Origin of the sequence: Maledivibacter halophilus, from assembly GCF_900167445.1 — a bacterium.
In the GTDB taxonomy this organism is placed as follows: domain Bacteria; phylum Bacillota; class Clostridia; order Peptostreptococcales; family Caminicellaceae; genus Maledivibacter; species Maledivibacter halophilus.
Genome location: NZ_FUZT01000004.1, coordinates 160,115 through 180,146 on the forward strand (window position 1 = coordinate 160,115; position 20,032 = coordinate 180,146).

Annotated in this window: 15 protein-coding genes and 1 riboswitch; of the genes, 11 read left to right on the top strand and 4 right to left on the bottom strand. The window is 29.9% G+C overall.

Features of this window, described 5'->3' with window-relative positions; all coding sequences use genetic code 11:
• Positions 1-137 precede the first annotated feature (137 nt).
• From B5X81_RS08930 to B5X81_RS08970, 9 genes are all read left to right on the top strand, one after another.
• Positions 138-683 (top strand): hypothetical protein, encoded by a 546-nt coding sequence (locus B5X81_RS08930; RefSeq protein ID WP_079491075.1) that lies wholly within the window; start codon positions 138-140, stop codon positions 681-683.
• Positions 634-1,311, top strand: coding sequence for a class II aldolase/adducin family protein (locus B5X81_RS08935; protein ID WP_079491076.1), 678 nt, complete (start codon positions 634-636; stop codon positions 1,309-1,311). The genes B5X81_RS08930 and B5X81_RS08935 overlap by 50 nt, the downstream gene beginning before the upstream one ends.
• A 346-nt stretch (positions 1,312-1,657) precedes the next feature.
• Entirely contained in the window at positions 1,658-3,589 is a 1,932-nt protein-coding gene (locus B5X81_RS08940) for a BglG family transcription antiterminator (RefSeq protein ID WP_079491077.1), read from the top strand.
• A gap of 4 nt (positions 3,590-3,593) precedes the next feature.
• Positions 3,594-5,501, top strand: coding sequence for a PTS fructose transporter subunit IIABC (locus B5X81_RS08945; RefSeq protein ID WP_079491078.1), 1,908 nt, complete (start codon positions 3,594-3,596; stop codon positions 5,499-5,501).
• A 207-nt stretch (positions 5,502-5,708) separates the two neighbouring features.
• Positions 5,709-7,994, top strand: coding sequence for a pyruvate formate lyase family protein (locus B5X81_RS08950; RefSeq protein ID WP_079491080.1), 2,286 nt, complete (start codon positions 5,709-5,711; stop codon positions 7,992-7,994).
• A gap of 80 nt (positions 7,995-8,074) precedes the next feature.
• Entirely contained in the window at positions 8,075-8,986 is a 912-nt protein-coding gene (locus tag B5X81_RS08955) for a glycyl-radical enzyme activating protein (RefSeq protein ID WP_079491081.1), read from the top strand.
• Positions 8,987-9,050: 64 nt separating this feature from the next.
• Complete coding sequence (locus B5X81_RS08960; protein ID WP_079491083.1) at positions 9,051-9,716, top strand: GntR family transcriptional regulator; 666 nt, start codon at positions 9,051-9,053, stop codon at positions 9,714-9,716.
• A gap of 40 nt (positions 9,717-9,756) precedes the next feature.
• The gene (locus B5X81_RS08965; RefSeq protein WP_079491084.1) at positions 9,757-10,752 is read left to right on the top strand and encodes a Gfo/Idh/MocA family protein; all 996 of its coding nucleotides are present in this window, start codon (positions 9,757-9,759) and stop codon (positions 10,750-10,752) included.
• Between the two features lie 124 nt (positions 10,753-10,876).
• The gene (locus tag B5X81_RS08970) at positions 10,877-12,139 is read left to right on the top strand and encodes a putative manganese transporter (RefSeq protein ID WP_079491086.1); all 1,263 of its coding nucleotides are present in this window, start codon (positions 10,877-10,879) and stop codon (positions 12,137-12,139) included.
• An 81-nt stretch (positions 12,140-12,220) separates the two neighbouring features.
• Positions 12,221-12,401: riboswitch (cobalamin riboswitch) on the top strand.
• 212 nt (positions 12,402-12,613) lie between these two features.
• On the opposite strand, the gene B5X81_RS08975 is transcribed toward B5X81_RS08970, so the two are convergent.
• From B5X81_RS08975 to ytvI, 3 genes are all read right to left on the bottom strand, one after another.
• Positions 12,614-13,489 (bottom strand): mechanosensitive ion channel family protein, encoded by an 876-nt coding sequence (locus tag B5X81_RS08975; RefSeq protein ID WP_079491088.1) that lies wholly within the window; start codon positions 13,487-13,489, stop codon positions 12,614-12,616.
• A gap of 244 nt (positions 13,490-13,733) precedes the next feature.
• A complete protein-coding gene (locus B5X81_RS08980) occupies positions 13,734-15,641 on the bottom strand; it encodes a type I glutamate--ammonia ligase (protein ID WP_139380286.1) in 1,908 nt (635 codons plus the stop codon).
• Positions 15,642-15,865: 224 nt separating this feature from the next.
• Positions 15,866-16,927: a sporulation integral membrane protein YtvI gene (gene ytvI, locus B5X81_RS08985; protein ID WP_079491091.1), complete on the bottom strand. Its 1,062-nt coding sequence runs from the start codon at positions 16,925-16,927 to the stop codon at positions 15,866-15,868.
• Positions 16,928-17,329: 402 nt separating this feature from the next.
• On the opposite strand from ytvI, the gene ltaE reads away from it, so the two are divergent.
• A complete protein-coding gene (ltaE, locus tag B5X81_RS08990) occupies positions 17,330-18,361 on the top strand; it encodes a low-specificity L-threonine aldolase (RefSeq protein WP_079491093.1) in 1,032 nt (343 codons plus the stop codon).
• A gap of 129 nt (positions 18,362-18,490) precedes the next feature.
• Positions 18,491-19,264, top strand: a complete 774-nt coding sequence (locus B5X81_RS08995) for an enoyl-ACP reductase FabI (protein WP_079491094.1) — start codon at positions 18,491-18,493, stop codon at positions 19,262-19,264.
• A gap of 68 nt (positions 19,265-19,332) precedes the next feature.
• Here the strand turns inward: B5X81_RS08995 and B5X81_RS09000 are convergent, their stop codons facing one another.
• Positions 19,333-19,833, bottom strand: a complete 501-nt coding sequence (locus B5X81_RS09000) for a D-glycero-alpha-D-manno-heptose-1,7-bisphosphate 7-phosphatase (RefSeq protein WP_079491096.1) — start codon at positions 19,831-19,833, stop codon at positions 19,333-19,335.
• Between the last annotated feature and the right edge of the window lie 199 nt (positions 19,834-20,032).

Genomic DNA, 20,032 nt, shown 5'->3' on the forward strand with positions numbered 1-20,032 from the left:
GAAATTGCATAATACATGTGAAGAATTTTAAAATACAGAATGTAGTAGAGCGAGTCAGGTAAGTTATCTACATATTGTATCCTAAAATTAATAATGTTAATTATGCAAGTTTCTCACTTTAAAAAATAGGAGGAAACATGGGTAAAGAATATTTGTTTGATAAAAAGATCTTTTTAATAAGAGTAATTTATGCTGGAATTCTAGCAGCTGTTATATTTCTATTTGGAATCTACAGTATAAGCAAAGGCTCAACTATGAAATATTTATGGATGCTCATATGCTTTTTATGTGTATACACAATCATTACCAATTTTGTAGCTATCGGTTATCCTAAAAAGATAGTAATAGATAATAATCAAATAAGTTTTTCAGCCTTTAATAAAGCCCATGTTTACTCTAGAAAAGAATTAAAGGGTTTTAAGATTAAAGAACAAAAACTGGCAGGAAAAATGTATATAAGAGTTAATAAGCCTTCATTGTTTAAGGGAAGGTATTGGATAGATTTAAAGGCATATAGTGACTGCAAGGATTTAGAGGAAAATCTCTTAAAAATCGAAGAAATTGTTCACCCTAATTCTTTAAAAGCAAAAATAAAGAAGAATAATAAAATGTATCAAGAAAGGAATAAGAAAGATGTATCAAAAGGAAAAAGAAGAGGTCATAAAAGCAGGCTTGAAGCTTGATAGATACGGATTAATTGCACTTTCTGGAGGGAATGTAAGCTGTAAGGTTGATCAGGACAAGGTTTTAGTAACTCCTTCAGGAATGATATATGAAGATTTAGTGGCAGATGATATTATTCTAATGGATTTATCTGGTAAAGTTATTGAGGGGAATCGAAAGGCATCGGTAGATACAAAGGCCCTTTTATATATCTACAATAATATGCCAGAGGTTAAAGCGGTTATTCATACCCATCAACCCTATGCAACTGCCTTAGGTTTGGTTCAGGATGAGTTTAAATGTAATTTAACCACCCTTGCCAATGCAACAAAGGGTTCAGTTAATGTATGCCCTTTTTCATCGGCCGCAAGTGAACAAATGGGTATAGAAGCAGTTGAAAATTTAAAGGGAAAGCTTGCTGTAATTTTAAAACATCATGGTGTAATAGCAGTAGGGAATTCATTAAAGCAAGCCTTGTATTCATGTATTTATTTAGAAGAAGCTGCAAAAACCTATTGTGTTGCTAAGTCAATGAGTAATGATGTGGCTATGATGACTGATGAGCAAATTGAACAGGCAGTTAAAGTGTTTGACTATTATGGTCAGGGAAAGGAAAGTGTTCCAGAAGAATTGGTAAATAAGAAATAGCATTATATCGAGGATAATACTTCAAAATTTAACAGAACATATAGGATAGGTTAAAAATCTATCCTATATGTTCTTTTTTTATAACATTGAAATTTTTTATTTAAATGAGCAAATTGCATAATTACCTTCCCAAAAGATTATCTACTACATATAGTTTTAAAATCTTCAAAGCCACACCATATATATTATGCAACCCAGCCAAATTAGAGTTATGCAATTTCCTCAAAGATAAACAATTCTAAGGTTTGATAGATACAAAATAAAAAATGCCGCAATAAATGCGGAAATTTTCTAATTTGTCTTTTCACATTAAATAACTTATAATTACAAGTGTAGGAGAGGTGATATGAGTTTGAGTTATGATGCGCGCAAGAAAAAAATAATACTGGAATTCATAAAAAACAATGGGCCTATTACAGGAAAATATTTGTCAAAAATAATTGGAGTATCTTCACGGACTATACGTAAAGATATAAAATTGCTAAATTATGATTTAAAATCACAGGGCATAAAGATTACATCTAAGCCTAGAATTGGATACTCCATTAATCCACGTGGGAAAAATACTTTAATTGTATTAAATCAATATATAAAAGAAGCGAAGGAAAATTTAGCTGTGCTTCCTGAGGAAAGGGTTTTCTATATAATAGAAAGGCTTTTATATACTAATGAATTCATTACTATAGAAGAGCTGGCTAATGAGCTATATGTGAGCAAATCGACCATAGATAATGATATTAATAAAGTTGAAAAATGGCTATCTAAGAATAAATTAGAATTAATTAAGAAAGCCAGTTGTGGAATAAAAATTTATGGAAATGAGATTCAGTTAAGATATTCTATATCCGATTATCTTATGAGTATTTGCGACACTAAGTATATAGAAGATATTTTAAAGATAAATATATGCAAAATAAAAGAAATCATATTAGATACCGATGAAGTTATTTCATTAAAATTATCAGATGTTACTTTTAACAATCTCATAATACACATTGCTATAGCAATTAAAAGGATTAAGGAAGGTAAAGAAATTAGTTTACCATTAACTGAAATTAGAAATTTGAAAAGTAAAAAGGAATATGAGATGGCAGCAAAGATTGTTGAAAATCTAGAAAAAACATTTTGTATTAGTATGCCGGAAGGGGAAAAGGCATATATAACAATACATTTACTTGGAATTAAAGCATTAAGAGATGAAAAGCTCAATATTAAAGAGCTTGAAACTGCTATAGGTAAGGATTTACTTGCAATTATCCATGAAATGCTGTGGAAATTAGAGGATGTATATAAAATCAATTTTTTAAATGATGAAAAATTAATTTATGGATTGGCATTACATTTAAAGCCTGCCCTTAATAGGTTTAAATATAATATGAATTTAAGAAATCCATTATTAAATGAGATAAAGGCTGAATATCCCTATGCCTTTGAAATGGGTGTTGTGGCTAGTAAAGTGTTAGAGAAAAAGGTGAATTTAAGGATTAATGAAAATGAAATAGGTTATATAGCAATACATTTGATGGCCTCTCTAGAGAGAAAAAATAATATAGCTAAGAACTCAATTGAAAAAGTTGCTATAGTTTGTTCTACGGGAATAGGAACTGCACAATTATTGGCTTCTAAAATAAGGAATACATTTCCTAACATAAAAATAACCGGGATATTCCCTTCATATAAAATAGGAAAAGTTTTACTTACAAAACCAGATTTAATATTGAGTACTATTCCTATAGACGATTGTGAAGTTCCTGTTATACATGTTAGTGCTTTGCTTAATAAAATAGATCTACAAAGAATAAGTGATGTAATTGAAAATTCAAAAAGGATAGAGGATAAAATCAAGTTATATGATTTATTTGATAAAGATTTATATATAAAAAAAATAAAAACTAAAGATAAATTTGAAGTGATAAAAAGATTGAGTGAATTACTTTATGACAAGAATTGTGTTAAGGAGGCATTTTTGCAATCGGTTATAGAAAGAGAAAAAATTTCTTCAACTTCTATTAGTAATCTGGTAGCAATACCCCATGCCTTATTTGAAAACGTTATTCATTCAAAAATTGCAATAGGAGTATTAGATAAACCTATTCAATGGGGAGAAAATATGGTTCAACTGGTATTTTTATTGGCTCTTGAAAAAATGACAGATGAAGATTATACAAATATTTTCAATACACTCTTTTTTATATTAGATGATAGAAAAAAAATATCGGATTTAATTAAAGCTGATTGTTTTGAAAGCTTCATGGAGATAATCAAGTCGGAGGAGTGAAAAAATGAATATTAACGAAATGATAAATGAAAATTTAATTAAAGTTGGCCTAAAGGCAAAAACAAAGGAAGAAGCAATAAAAGAGTTGTCACAGCTTCTATATGCAAACAATAAAATTAAAAATGTAAAGGATTTTGAAAAGGACGTTTTAGCAAGGGAAAGACAAATGTCAACAGTTTTTGAAGATGGTATAGTAATGCCCCATGCTAAATCCAATAGTGTAAATGAGGCATCTGTTGCTATTGGTATAAGCAAGGAAGGAATAGACTGTAATTCTGTAGATGGGAAAAAATCTAGAGTATTCTTTGTAATAGCCATGCCACATAATTCAAACGATTTACATGTAAAAACATTATCAGAGATTACTTCTAAATTATTAGACGATTCTTTTAAACAAACATTATTTAGTGCAAAAAATAAAGGAGAAGTTTATAATCTTTTCAATGAAAAGAAAAAAGATACTGATAAAAAAAGAAAAGACGGAAGATTTTTGATAGGTGTTACGGGATGTCCCGTTGGAGTTGCCCACACCTATATTGCAGCTAATGCATTAAAAAAATATGCAGAGGAAATGGGAGTAGACATAAAAGTAGAAACTAATGGCTCTGTGGGAGTAGAAAATTCACCAACAAAATCAGAAATTGATAAAGCCCAGGCAATTATTATAGCTTGTGATAGACAAATTGATTTAGATAGATTTAATGGGAAAAGAGTTATATTTGCAGGGACAAAAGAAGCTATAAATAGACCTAAAAAGCTTATAGAAAAAGCTTTAAATGGCGATGTGCCTGTATATTCATCTAGTGGTAAAAGAGCTTATTCAAATAATGATTTTTCCAAAGAAAAAACGGGATTGTATAAATATTTGATGAATGGTGTATCCTACATGATACCATTTGTAGTAATAGGAGGATTATTGATAGCTATTTCCCTTGCTATAGGAGGTAAACCTACTCCAGAGGGACTTCAAATACCAGAGGGAAGTTTTTGGAATCAAATACTTAATGTTGGTGTTGTGGGATTTAAGCTTATGATACCTATTCTTGCGGGATATATAGCCTATGCAATTGGCGATACTCCAGCTTTAGCACCAGGTATGATAGGGGGATGGATAGCTAATGATGGTTCTTTTTATAATGCAGCTGCAGGAACTGGCTTTATAGGAGCTATTATAGCTGGATTTATCGTTGGTTATATTGTTAAGTGGATTAAATCATGGAGTTTTCCTAAGATTATTCAGCCTTTAGTTCCAATTATGATAATTCCTATTCTTGGTTCTCTGGCAATAGCATTATTATTTATATTTGTTATTGGTGCACCGATAGCTTCACTTATGGATTCTTTGGTTAACATGCTTACGTCTCTTTCTTCCGGAAGTCTTGTAGTTATAGGTATTGTCATAGGATTAATGCAAGGCTTTGACATGGGAGGACCCTTTGGTAAGGTTGCATTTATGTTTAGTGTTGGTTTAATAGCAAATGGTCAGACCCAATTTATGGGAGCACAAGCTTGTGCTATTCCCGTTGCACCTCTTGGCATGGCAATAGCAACATTTGTAGGCAGAAAAATGAAGCTGTTTAATGAAGAGGAACTTGCAAACGGTAAAGCTGCATTGGCCATGGGTCTTGTTGGAATTTCAGAAGGTGCTATACCCTTTGCAGCAAGTGACCCCTTGGCTGTAATCCCTGCTAATATGATAGGAAGTGCCGTAGCCTGTGTTTTAGGGTTTCTATTTGGAATAACAAATAATGTGGCACATGGCGGCCCAATAGTTGCATTTCTTGGAGCAATAAATAATCCTTTATTGGCATTACTGGCAATGTTAATAGGTTCACTGGTGACAGCATTCATAACTATATTTATGAAAAAACTCATTAGTAAAAAAAGAAAAGAATCTGTTTCAGCTGCATAAACTAAAAAAACAGCAGTCAAAAATTAGACTGCTGTTTTTTAATTAGATTTTACTTGACTTGAAATAAAATAGGAGTTACAATTAACTTGTAATTACAAGTTAGGAAATGAATATGAACTAAATCATAGAAATTAATCTATATCTGGCAAACAGAAATATATACAAATATTAAAAACATGAATTACATTATTCCGGGAGGAGTTAATTATGGTTATAAGAGAATTAAAAAAAAATGATACTAATGTGGCAGTGGCTCCAAAAGAGTCTTTATACATGGATGAATTAGAACAATTGAAAACAATGATGGAGTACACAAAGCTGCACAGCCAATATACAGATGAGCAAAAACTCAGAAGAGAAATTGAATGTTTAAAAGTATTATTTCCTAAAGTGTTTAGACCAATGTATGAAGATGATTTAATTTTGGGAAGATTTGATGCATTACCAATTGGTTTTGGCAGTGTTACTTCTGTTGGTGGTCCAGGACATTATTGCAGATTTGAGAAATTGGACTCATTACTTGAAAAGCTTGGAGTTAAGTATAAAAAGGACATAGAATATCTAAAAGAATACTGGAAGAAAAATGATACAAGGGAAGTATTTTATAAAGAGAAACTAAAGGAAAATATTTTAGGCCCTTTTGTTGATGTATTATTCCCGGCTATTATTACAGCACGTTTTAGTGGAATGTATCTAAATTATAACTTATTACTTGATAATGGAATAGAGGGATTAAAGGGTCTAATAAATTTTAAAAGAGAAATTAACCCTGCTTCAAAAGAGGAATATGATGTTATGATTGAAGCCCTTAATCTTTTACAGGATGTAATTAGACATCATATTAAGGAAGTTGAAACTAAGCTTCAAAATGAAAGACTTTCACCAAAAAGAAAAGTACAAATGGAAAGATTATTAGAAGCACTTAGGATAATTGAAAAAGAAAGACCCAATTCTTTTGTTTCAGCAATGCAGTTGGCCTGGTTATATTCATCAATGGCTGGTGTAGTCAATTATGGTAGAATGGATGATTATTTGGGAGATTATTTGGCTTATGATTTAAAGAATAATATAATTACAGAGGAAGAAGCAATTGATTATATTGAATCTCAATGGAGATTAATAGAAGTTAAAAGGACAAATGTTAATGGACGTGTTATAGTTGGAGGAAGAGGAAGAAGAAATCCTAAAAATGCAGATGTTTTTTGTAAATTGGCTATAGAAGCAACAAAAAGGGCAAAATTGGTTGAGCCTCAATTTACATTAAGAATTTATAAGGGTATGGACCCCAAAATATATGACAGGGCTCTTGACTGTATAGGGGAAGGTATAACTTATCCAATTCTTTATAATGATGATGTAAATATACCTGCTGTTATGAAAACAATGGGTGTTGATGAAAAAACTGCAGAGCAGTATGTTCCTTTTGGCTGTGGAGAATTTGTGCTTTCAGGCCAGGGAGTAGGTACACCAAATGCATGCATTAATTTATTAAAAGCTTTAACAATATTTATACACGATGGGATTGACCAATGGGATTACAAATATAAATATGGTGAGCTTAAGTTAAAGAAAATGAATGATATTAAAACATTTGATGAATTCTTTGAAGAGTATAAAAAGCTGTTAACATATTATATCGAATTGACAGCAAAGGCCCATGCATATTCTTATAAAATTATGAATAAAAAGGTTGGATTTATATACACTAGTATTTTAATAGATGATTGTATTGGCAGAGGGAAAATGACTTTAGATGGTGGAGTGAAACATCTTGGTGGGACAAATGAAATGTATGGAAATATGAGTACCGCAGACTCATTAGCTGCAATAAAAAAATTGGTATTTGATGAAAAAAAATATACGTTAAAAGAAATTCAGGAAATACTTGCAAAGGACTTTGATGATTATAAGGACGTGCAACAGGAAATGAAGAATTGCCCTAAATTTGGTAATGATGATGACTATGTAGATAATATTGCTGTAGAGCTCCATGAATTTACTTGTAATGAAGTAGCTAAGCAAGCTTTAAAAGTTGGACTTGATAGTTGGCTTGTGGTTGTTATTAATAATCAGGTTAATACAGAATGGGGAAGGGCAACGGCGTCATCCCCAGATGGAAGAATAGCTGGTTTATATATGAGTAATGCCAATAATCCACAAAGTGGAGCTGATGTTAATGGACCAACTGCAATGTTAAATTCATTGACGAAAATAAAAGCAGATATTCACGCCGGAAGTGTACAAAACATTAAATTTTCTAAAGAAATGTTCAATAAGGAAAGAGAAAAAATTAAAATGTTATTTTCTACTTACTTTAAAAAAGGTGGACCACAATTAATGATAAATGTTGTAGGACGAGATGAGTTGGAAAAAGCATATAAAAATCCACAGGCTCATAAGAATCTAACAGTTCGTGTAGGTGGTTTCAGTGCAAGGTTTGTGAATTTAGAGGATGATGTTCAAAGGGAAATTATGGCTAGAACTTGTAATTAATGAAATATTAAAACTCCCTAAGTTATATTTTAGAAGGGAAAATTTGATAATGGTTGAATTAGGAAGGTGGATAATTTCCAATGAATACTAAAGGAATATTATTTGATATACAAAGATTTTCTATTAACGATGGTCCAGGAATAAGAACAACCCTATTTTTTAAGGGTTGTTCTTTAAGATGCAAATGGTGTCATAATCCCGAATCAATTTCTCCTAAAATACAATTAAATTATAATCCTAAAAAATGTATATTGTGTGGTAGATGCGTTGGATATGTCAAGGGCCATGGAATTAAAATATCAAATGGTAAACTTAAAATTGACTTTAATAAGCATGAACAAAATTTTAAGTTAATTGATATTTGTCCCATGAAGGCATATGGGAAGTATGGAAAAGAGTATAAAATAGATGAATTATTAGAAATTATTTTAAAGGATAAGGATTATTATGATAATTCAAGTGGGGGAGTTACTTTTAGTGGTGGAGAAGCTATTAACCAAATAGATTTTCTTTGCAAGCTTGGATTGAAATTAAAGAAGATGGGTATTCATATTTGTCTAGATATAAGCGGCTATGATCCTAAAAATAATATAGAGAAGACATTAAATTTTGTAGATGAATATTTACTGGATTATAAATTATCAGAGCAAAGGAAGTTTAAAGATTGTATTGGTAAGAAATTTGACTTTAATAAAGTTATTCAAATATTAGATAAAAATAATAAAAGTGTAATTTTAAGATGTCCTATTATTCCAACTGTTAATGATACAGAAAAACATTTTAAAGCTATTTGTGATATTTCAAATAAATATAATAATATAAGATACGTTGACATTTTACCATATCATAATATGGTGAAAAATTATAAATTTAAACATATAAATGCTCATACTAGATATAGAGTTCCTTCTGATGAAGGAAAAGATAGATGGAAGAAAATTTTAAAGAAAAATGGCCTTGTAAATGGTATAATTGAGAATGAGAGGATATAATTTATAATTGCTTTAGAACTGGTTATCTTTACTATAAATTATTTTAAAGTAAGGAGTAAAGCTTATGACAAAGAAGGATTATGTATATAATGAACTTAAAAAATTGATATTAAAGGGAGAGTTTAAAGAAGGAGAACTACTGATTTCGGAAAATGAAATATGTAAAAGATACGGTGTTTCAAGGGAACCGGTAAGAAGAGCATTGAAAAAGTTAAAGGAAAAAGGATATGTTAATTCGAGACAGGGAAAAGGATATTATATTAATCCTGAAGAATTCTATTTGAGTACAACAATAGCATCATTAAGTGTTGAAAGTAAAGAAATTCATTCTACAACTGTTTTAGAGTTTAAAACAAATTTAAATGATATGAAGGATTATTTTAATTCAAAATACTTATTTACTTATAAAAGAATAATTGAAGCAAAGGATAATGTGATTTATGAAGAAGGATATCTACCATATGATTTATTTGAAAACTTCAATATAAAGAAATGTGAAGGGAGCATTTTAGATTATTTTCAAAATGAAATGAATTTAACACTAACCCACGATAGAAAAGTTTTAAAAAGCGTATTAGTTGATGAAAACCACGTTATTAATAAATTTACACCTGAAAAAATAACACATTCTATCCAAACTACACATCATTTATATTCTAATAATATATTAATTCAAATAAGTAGACAAATAAAATATAATTCTGATGTTGCTATTGTGTCAACAAATTAGAATTTTTTATAATTATTAATATTTAACTGGAGGGGATCTTTTGATAAGATTTGGTGTTATAGGAACTAATTGGATTACTGATGAATTTATAAGATGTGCTAAGATAACTAAAAATTTTAAATTGAATGCAGTATATTCCAGAACTAAGGAAAAGGCTGTTAAATTTGCTGAGAAATATTCAGTTGAAGGAATTTTTACTGATTTAGAATCTATGGCTAAAAGTGATTCAATAGATGCTGTTTATATAGCTAGTCCAAATTCCTGCCATGCCTATCAGGCGAAGTTATTTTTAGAAAAGAAAAAACATGTTTTATGCGAAAAGCCTATTTGTTCTAATTTACTAGAATTGGAACAAATGATAAAGGCAGCTAAAGAAAACAAAGTACTATTAATGGAAGCTATGAAATCTTCTTTTCTACCCAATTTTAAAACTATAAAGGAAAATCTTTATAAGATTGGAAAAATAAGAAGGTATTTCGCGAACTACTGTCAATATTCTTCTAGATATGATAGATATAAATCGGGAAAAAATCCAAACACCTTTAATCCAGAGTTTTCAAATGGTTCTTTGATGGATATAGGAGTTTATTGTATACATCCCTTGATACATTTGTTTGGTAAGCCCAATAGCATTTGTGCAAGGGGAGTTATACTAGAGTCAGGGGTTGACGGAGAGGGAAGCTTAATATTAACCTATGATGATATGGATGCTATAATAATACATTCTAAAATAGCTAATTCAGCTCTTCCCAGTGAAATACAAGGAGAAGAAGGGAATATAATAATTGATAAGATACATACTCCAGAAAGCATAAAGATATTATATAAAAATGGGGAAGAGGAAGATATTACAGTTCCTCAGTCAAAGGACAATATGTACTATGAAGCAAAGGAGTTTATAGACCTTATTAAGGCAGGTAAAACAGAATCCAGTGTAAATTCCTATACTATTTCTAGAAGTGCAATGGAAGTGCTGGAAAAAGCCAGGAAACAAATGGGTGTTATTTATCCTGCTGACAAATGGAATAATAAATAATAAATTAAAGATACTTTATTGAAAAGCCTAAAAATAGGCTTTTCTTATTTCCAAGGAAATATGTTTTAATATATAGAATAAAGGGTATGTTTTTCATGTGAATTGTTTTTAAGGAGGACTAAATATGCTAAGGGATATTATAGACATTATATTAGTCAGTGCAGAAAATTCATTTTTGCAAGTGGGAGTATTTGTAGGTGCAGTTTTACTTCTCTTTGGGTATATTGATTATAAAAAGTCCGGTGAATTTGTAAGAAAAATAGAGGAATCAAAGAAGTGGCAACCGGTTTTAGGGGCGGCTTTGGGTTTAACTCCGGGATGTGGAGGAGCAATATTTGTTATGCCCCTATTTGTTAAAGGAAAAGTAAGCTTTGGGACTGTAGTTGCAACTTTAATAGCAACTATGGGTGATTCTGCCTTTGTAATAATTTCCACATTACCTTTCCATTATATTTTAGTTAGTATATTTTCATTTATTGCGGCTATAATAACAGGTTACATTGTGGATTATTATAAAATTGGAGATAAACTATTATTAAGAATGAAAAAATTACCTGAGGGTGAAATAGAGAAAATCCATGAAAAAGCTGACCATATAACACAAAACTATGAGTGTAAAAATATGAAGGAATGTAAAATAGATTTGATTTCCCATATAGGCCATGGTGAAGGAGATGAAATTGACATAGCCCTTCACCATAAAGCTAAGGGTCATCAGGATTATAATTCAATTGGATATAAAATCACCCATAAGGGATATGGAGTTTATTGGATAGTTATAACATTAGGGTTAATCTTGGGCATAGCCCTGTTATTTCAAGTAGATGTAAATGGGTTATTTATACCTAATTTAGGAACTATAATAGGTATTGGTGGAACTTTTTTCTCTATATTCCTTATGATTATGGGAAAGAAGTTTATACAGGATGAAACCCACGAAGAAGCTGAACTTAAGATTATGTCTTTAAAAGAAACTTTAATTCATAGTGCCCAGGAAACTGCCTTTGTATCAACTTGGGTTTATGTAGCCTATTTGATTTATGAGATAGGAGTATTTTCATTAGGAGGAGGCAATTATGCAGCTGGAGAAGTTATTATGACTGATGTTATGACTTCTGCAGGATTTACAGCTGTTCTAGTAGGGGCGTTAATAGGATTAATTCCTGGCTGTGGACCACAGGTGATTTTTGTAACATTATTTACTAAAGGAACTATACCTTTTGCTGCCCTTTTAGCTAATGCTATATCCCAAGATGGAGATGCTTTATTCCCTCTACTAGCAATTGATAAGAGATCTTCTTTATGGGCTTCTATAATAACTACTATACCAGCAATTGTTTTAGGTATAATAATTTATTATCTAGAATTAAATTTTAATTTTTTTTAATGTAAAGATTTAAGAAACGATTTCAATTTTTTTACTCTAGACCTTGTATTTTAATATAAACTATTATATAATTAAATTGGACAGCAGAATAGAGATGTAGGTGCCTCAAAGGAGGATAAAAGGGAAGTACGGTGTGAATCCGTCACAGCCCCCGCTACTGTAAACGCAGACGAAACCTCATTACTAGCCACTAGGATTCTGGGAAGGCGAGGGAGTAGGTTGAAGTGTGAGTCAGGAAACCTGCCTATGTTATTTTACATCTTCGGAGGGAAGAATAGTTTTGTTATTATCTGAATTTATAAAATACAAATCTAGCCCTCTAAGCTAGATTTTTATATTTTGTATAATCTTTAGATAAGCTATATCAAACAATTATTTTGCCAAGGCAGTTAAATATTTATAGTCATTGAAGCATTTACTTTGTCAAGTGAGTAAATGAATATACCTACCGTATCTTGTTTTGTTGTCCCTTTTTTAATGCTTAGGATTTTCTTTATTGAACCATATCCTAGGATAACCAATCTTTAAATTCCTTTCATTAAATATCCTTAATACGGTTTCATAAGTCCTATTTCTAATAGACCATTTGTAGTGGGGAAGTACTACTCCAGTTATTATGTATTTTGCGCCTCCTTGTAGCCCATCTAGTGATATTACTCCAACTAAATCAAATTCTGAATAATTTGTATTTCCAATTCTATATAGTCTGTCTTCGTATTTTTCATTTATAATGGAACAAACATCCTTTAAAGCTTTTTCTACTTCGTCATGATTTTGTTCAAAGGGAACTATTACTTCAATAATTACTCTTGATTTTTCCTTATAATAATTTTTTAAGGTTTTTATTTCGCCATTGGGAATATATATTTTGGTTAGAGACCATTCTCTTATGGCAGTTGCTCTAAGACCGATCTCTTCAACGGTACCAAAAAATTTTTCGTTTATGGCAACAAAATCTCCCACTTTCATTTGTCTTTCAAAAAGTAAAAAAAATCCGTTTATAAAGTCCTTAATTAAATTTTGAGCTCCTAAACCAGCCACTAAAGTAAAGATTCCAGCACCAGTAAGTATTGTGGCTTTTTTTATCAGTCCAAATTCACTCATAATAGTTAAAACTGCAAAGGTCATTATAAAATATGCGGCTACTGAATCTACAATGCTTTTCAAAGTTTTTTCTCTTTGTTCATTAAATTTTGTAATTTCAATGGTTTTTGCAGTTAGAAGCATTATAAGTTTTATTAAAATAAAAGCTAAAACAAGTACAATAATTGATGAAACAAAAGGTTTAATTCCTATACTAATTTTATCTATATTTAAATTTTTTAGCTCCTCAATAACATTTAGATTCACTTAATCACCTCTACAATATACAAGGACTGATTTCTATTTAAATTTCAGCTTAGATTATTTATAGAAAGTTTGAAAAGCTGCAAGTAATTAAGCTGCAGTAGATTTTTAAATTTTCTATGAATAATCTGGTTTTAATATTATATATGTTTTCCTGTATGGTTTTTAATATACAGATAATAGGGATGGAAAAGAATGAATAAAAAAAGAATATGTTCTTAGAAAAAAGAACATATTCAGGATTTTGCTATTCCATTTTAAATAGATTTCGTTTATAGCTTGCATACAATTTTTTTAATTGTATAATCTTTTCACTCATTTCTATTTGTAATTCAGATACTAAATCATATTCCATATTATGAATGGCTTCTCTTATCCTAGTAAAGAGACATTTTTGAGTAAGACTGTCTTTCATCAAATAGGTTCTAAGATGATTTATTTTTTCCCAATTTACTACGTCTAAATCAGTGGCAAATTCTATGTCATGAACTTTCTTACATTCTCTTACTATATCTATATTTTGAGGAATTATTCTATTTTTTAATTCAGTAGTCCATTGTATTAATGCACTGGTTTTAAATGAAGCAATAATTTTTTCTGTGAAAACGTCATTTTGTGAAAGGGTTTTAAGCTTTTCAGGGTATTTATCTAGATTACATATGTTTTCCCAAACAGTGGCTGGTGGAAGTCCAAATAATTTGTTTCTTTCTTCTTCTGTATAATATTCAAAGACATTATATTCGCTTCTGTAGGCTCTGTCTTTTTCAAGATAAAAGCCTTCTTCACCAGCTGATTTTGAAAATTCCTTTTCTAATTCTTCATTAGATTTACCAGATGAAATAACTGCTTTAATTCCGTCTAACATAGCTTGATAGATTGCAGCAGTGGCTAAATAAGTATTAGTTGTTGGGTTTGGAACTCTGACTTCGAACCTAGTAGCCAATGGATTATTAAAATCTCTTATTAAGCCTACTAAAATAGTACGATTCCTGGAAAGAGTATCAACTTTATGACCAATGGAAGATACAATACAAACAGGAGCTTCAAATCCTGGTTTCAATCTATTTAATGCATCATTTGTAGAAGTTATAAATGGGTTGACAACTTCGTAATTTTTAAGAAAACCCATTAATCCTCCCCAACCAATAGAACTCATAAAATGCTCAGTCATGTCAGAAGTATTGAACAAATTACTTATTGAACCATCTTTTAATTTTACAGCTGCTCCAACATGGGTATGTTCGCCACTGCCAGCAACTCCTTCTATTGGTTTTGCTAAAAATGTAACATCAAGACCATGAGAAACAAAGGTTTCCTTTATAATATCCTTTGCAAAAAGTTCATTATCCGCTGTCTGCATAGGATTACTATATTTCCAATCAATTTCAAGTTGTTCCATTATATGAGTAAATTTTCCATCTTTGGTTAATGACGATGGTATACCTCCAACTTCCTTATGTCCCATTTCAGCTTCATAATCATATTTATTTAATAGGAGTAATGATTTTTCAAGGGCAGTTCGAACAGGGCCAACTGTGCGTTTCCAATATTGTTCTTTTAGTATTTGAGAAGTAGATAAATGTTCAAAAACGGCTCTATCACCGGGAGTTTGAACCCAAAACTCCAGTTCGGTAGCAGTAGTAAGCAATATATTATCAATGGCATCAGAAGAACCTAGATTTAATTCTTCAATAAAAGATTTATTATTTTTAATAAGATTTTTAATTTCTTTTTTAAAATTATCTGCTGCAGATTTTAGAATAGAACGTGATCCAACTAATTTACCATCATGTTTTAAGTAAGATGGAATTAGTAAAGTTCCAGTTGGAAGATTTGTTTCACAGTCTATGAAATTATAGTTATAATCAATAAACCATTTAACCTCAAGATCTGGTATTATATCAACCTTTGCATTGTTCAATTCAGCTATTTCTGGTAAAAAAACACTAGAACCATCAGTTTGAACGCCGTTAGCTAAGAAATTATCTATGTCATCGAGCATTATATCTATAGGGATCTTAGCATCTGTATTATTATTACCAAGGTCAACAGCCACAAGTGACACAAATTTTATTTCTTTGTGATCTTTAAGTAAGGATTTTAAAGTTTTAGAATCATGTTCTTTTGGAGGAATAAAATATATAAGTTTATCCATTGAAACACCTCTTTCATTTTCTTTCATCTTTTTTAATATTATGAACAATTATAGCATATATTAATAAAATGTAAAGATATATGCAAAAAACAGATAACGTTTTCAACTTAAAATTACATGTTTTAGAGAGAAATACTGAAATAAAGCAAGTCAAATTTAAGTATAACAAAATTCGTATTATAACGAACAATTTATAAAAAAACATAAAGAATATTTATTTTTTATTACTTTGTATGTTTTTTGAAACCCGGTATTATATCCATTTTTTGAAGAGCTAGGATAGAAATTACAATTATTGGTCCCAAAATAATTCCAATAAACCCAAAGAGTTTAATGCCTATATATATAGACATTAATGTAACCAATGGATATAAACCTATTTGTGTACTTAATATTTTAGGTTCAAGGGTTTGTCTTACAATGGTAACTGTTAAATATAGTATAAGAAGGAAGATGGCAGTATTATAATCATTTGCCAAAAGTTTAATTACTATCCATGGTATGTATATAGAGCCAGAACCTAAAACTGGCAAAGCGTCAACAAAACTTATTATAAATGCAATAAGAATTGAATAATTTACTCCTATTATTGTTAGGCCGATTACACTTTCAATAAAGGTTATAGACATAAGTATCAATTGAGCTTTAATATATCCTAAAAGAGCAAAAATTAAGTCATCCTTTAAAATTTTAAATTTTTTATTTCTAAATACTGAACTAGGAATATATAATCTAATAAATTTATATATTTTTTCTTTATCCTTTGAAATAAAGAAAGCTGATAGCAAAGTAAACAATATGAATAATAGAAAATTTGGTATTGCTGTTACAAAATTTAATGTTGATGTAGCCAATACACCTAAATGCTTTATTAGTGAATTAAAAAAATTGTACAGTGTTTCATATATTGACTTAGCTATATTGGGTGAAATACCTATTGAAAAAGTTTGGAACTTATTGTTAAGATATCCAATAAAATCATTTACCTTTAGCTTTAAGTCTGGAAGTCTGTTAGAAAGATTTGTCAATTCTGAGATCAATAGTCCACCTAATGAAGAAATCAAAAGTCCAGCTATTAAGACAAAGCTTATGATAGATATAAATGAAGATATACCTCTATATATTTTTAATTTTCTATTTAAGAAAATTACCATAGGTTCTACAACTATAGATATTATCCATCCAAAAATAAAAGGTAAAAGAAGAACTATAGATTTTGCAATTATAATATAAATTAAAATTAATATAAAAATTATCATGAGTTTAGAAATTACTATATTGTTCATTGTATCCTCCTACATAAATCTTCTGTATTATTATATAATTATTCTAATCATATACATATATTATAAATATTAAACTAAAAAAAAGAAATGGTTTGAATATAATTTTTGAATTTTAGAGCAGTATTACTATATAATTAGTTTTTATAAAGAAGAAAGCTATTCAATTGAGCAAATTGCATAATTACCTTCTCGAAAAACTAACTACTACATATTCTTTTAAAATCTCCGAACCTATACCATATATATTATGCGATTTTGCCAAATTAGAGTTATACAATTTCCTCAATTAACTAAAGAATTTATATAATTATTTGATATACTAATATTAAGTTGTTTCTGGATTTTTAAATGAACAAATTATCTTCAAAAAATATTGAATATAAATTATAGGAGGTAGAATATATGAAAATAATTGATTTGCGTAGTGATACTGTTACTAAACCAACTGACGAAATGAGAAATGCCATGTTTACAGCAGAGGTAGGAGACGATGTATATGGAGATGATCCTACTGTTAATGAATTAGAAAGAATAGCTGCTAAAGTTGTTGGCAAAGAAGATGCATTATTTGTTCCCAGTGGAACCTTTGGAAACCAGTTGGCCGTAATGACCCATACCAAAAGGGGAGATGAGGTGATTTTAGAAAGCAATTCACATATAATTATGCATGAAGTAGGAGCCTCTTCAGTAATTGCTGGAGTACAGCTTAGAGCAGTAAAAGGGAAAAATGGAACAATGGATCCTGAGGATGTTAAAAGAGCCATAAGGGATAAGGATATTCATTTTCCTGATACTGGATTAATATGTATTGAAAATGCTCATTCATGTGGTTCTGTAATAGACATTAGCAATATGAAGGCAATAAAGGAATTAGCTGTAACTAAAAATATACCTGTTCATTTAGATGGAGCAAGGATATTTAATGCAGCTAAATCCTTAAAAGTAGATGTAAAAGAGGTTACTAGACATACAGATAGTGTAATGTTCTGTCTATCCAAAGGATTGGCTGCGCCTATAGGTTCTATTTTAGCAGGACATAAAGACTTTATTAAGAAAGCTAGAAAAAATAGAAAGCTTATGGGTGGAGGTTTAAGACAAGCTGGAGTTATAGCTGCAGCTGGGATAGTAGCTATAGAAAAAATGGTTGATAGATTAGATGAAGACCATGCAAATTCTAAATATTTAGCTGAAGAACTGTCAAAGTTTGAAGGAATTAATGTTAAGTTTGATAGAAATGATATAAATATGATTTTTTTTGAACTAGGTGATGAAATTATTGAGGAAAATCAGTTTGTCTGCAAAATGCTTAAAAAAAATATAAAAATCAATGGTAAAGAAGATGGAGAATATAGATACGTAACAAATAAAGATGTTAGTAGAGAAGATATAAAATATGTTCTCAAGCAAATGAAGGAAATATTAAATGAATGTTAAAAATTTATTCACTTTTGAGTTTTGAGTCGTGATATTGTATAATTTATTTGTACTTATATTTTTTTATTAAAAGCTGTTTAGAGCTTTTAAAATAGGTAAAATTTGTTATACATATTAAGGAGGAAAAAAATGAGTAATTTACTTAAAGATAAAAATATTTTAATTATGGGTGTTGCCAATAAATGGAGTATTGCTTGGAGTATTTCAAAGAAATTTATTGGTGAAAAAGCTAATGTGACATTTACATACTTTGGGGAAAAAAGCAAAGCAAATTTAGAAAAGTTTTTAAAGCAAGAAGGCATTGAAAATGCGACCCTGATTTCTTGTGATGTTACCAAGGATGAAGATATTCAAAGAGCCTTTGAAGAACTTAAGGATAAAATGGGAGTTCTTCATGGTGTTGTCCATAGTATAGCCTTTGCTAATAAAGAAGAATTGCAAGGGTTTTATTATAATACTTCTAGAGAAGGATATTTAATGGCTCAGGATATTAGTTCATATTCATTGGTGGCTGTTTCAAGATATGCCAAACCATTAATGACGGAAGGTGGAAGTATAGTTACACTGACTTATCTTGGATCAGAAAGAGCAATAAAAAATTATAATGTTATGGGAGTGGCTAAAGCAGCTTTAGAGGCAAGTGTTAGATATTTGGCCGTTGATCTTGGGCCTAGTAATATTACGGTTAATTCTATTTCTGCTGGCCCCATAAAAACTACTTCTGCAAAGGGAGTTAAAAATTTTTCCGCATTATTAAAGGGGTTTGAGGAAGTTGCTCCAATGAGAAGACTGGTAAAAACAGAGGAAGTGGCAAATACGGCATTATTCCTTTGTAGTGATCTAGGAACAGGCGTTACCGGTGAAAATATCCATGTGGACTGTGGGTATCATATTGTAGGATAATAAATATAAAAAAACCATTCATAAAAATTTAGAAATTACAAATCCAAATGCTTCTTAGAAGCATTTGGTTATTGCAAAATAATTTTAACTGCCTCTAATAGATTTTCTACTGTATAATCTGCTTTTTTATAAGATTTTCCTATTTTTATTGTTTTACATCCAGCTTTAATTCCTGCCTCAATATCCACATCTCTATCCCCAATCATGAAGGAGGATTGCAAATTAATATTGTATTTTTCAGCAAGTTTTTTGATCATGCCTGGAGAGGGTTTCCTACAATTACATTTTGTCCTAAAATGGGGACAAAATTCTATTTCATCTATGTTTGCCCCTGCTTTTTCAATTTCCTTTAATAATTTTATATGGATTTCATTTAAATCTTTTTCTTTAAAGTATCCCATTTCGATTCCACCTTGATTTGTAACAATAAAAACATAATATCCAGCAGTATTTAAATGTAATATAGACTGTGCAGACCAAGGGTACAATTTTAAGTCCTGTGGTCTATTTACAGGTTTATAATTGTCATTTATAACACCATCTCTGTCTAAGAAAACAGCTTTATTCATAAGTGTAACCTCCAATGATATAGTGAAACAAATTAAAGTCTTTACTTAAATCTTTATAATTAGGTATGATATTAATGTTAACAAAAAATTCATTAAAAAAATATAGTTTTTTATGGTAAAATAAAATTTAGGTGATTTCATTTTGATATTATTGTATTAGAATTTAATAATGTTAGTAATTATTATACCTTAGATTCAT

Bases quoted from the DNA above. Each gene is read 5' to 3' on its own strand.
- B5X81_RS08960 (WP_079491083.1), top strand. From the start codon at position 9,051: ATGACAAAGAAGGATTATGTATATAATGAACTTAAAAAATTGATATTA.
- B5X81_RS08950 (WP_079491080.1), top strand. From the start codon at position 5,709: ATGGTTATAAGAGAATTAAAAAAAAATGATACTAATGTGGCAGTGGCT.
- B5X81_RS08980 (WP_139380286.1), bottom strand. From the start codon at position 15,641: ATGGATAAACTTATATATTTTATTCCTCCAAAAGAACATGATTCTAAA.
- B5X81_RS08940 (WP_079491077.1), top strand. From the start codon at position 1,658: ATGAGTTTGAGTTATGATGCGCGCAAGAAAAAAATAATACTGGAATTC.
- B5X81_RS08935 (WP_079491076.1), top strand. From the start codon at position 634: ATGTATCAAAAGGAAAAAGAAGAGGTCATAAAAGCAGGCTTGAAGCTT.
- B5X81_RS08970 (WP_079491086.1), top strand. From the start codon at position 10,877: ATGCTAAGGGATATTATAGACATTATATTAGTCAGTGCAGAAAATTCA.
- B5X81_RS09000 (WP_079491096.1), bottom strand. From the start codon at position 19,833: ATGAATAAAGCTGTTTTCTTAGACAGAGATGGTGTTATAAATGACAAT.
- B5X81_RS08930 (WP_079491075.1), top strand. From the start codon at position 138: ATGGGTAAAGAATATTTGTTTGATAAAAAGATCTTTTTAATAAGAGTA.
- B5X81_RS08955 (WP_079491081.1), top strand. From the start codon at position 8,075: ATGAATACTAAAGGAATATTATTTGATATACAAAGATTTTCTATTAAC.
- B5X81_RS08995 (WP_079491094.1), top strand. From the start codon at position 18,491: ATGAGTAATTTACTTAAAGATAAAAATATTTTAATTATGGGTGTTGCC.
- ytvI (WP_079491091.1), bottom strand. From the start codon at position 16,927: ATGAACAATATAGTAATTTCTAAACTCATGATAATTTTTATATTAATT.
- ltaE (WP_079491093.1), top strand. From the start codon at position 17,330: ATGAAAATAATTGATTTGCGTAGTGATACTGTTACTAAACCAACTGAC.
- B5X81_RS08945 (WP_079491078.1), top strand. From the start codon at position 3,594: ATGAATATTAACGAAATGATAAATGAAAATTTAATTAAAGTTGGCCTA.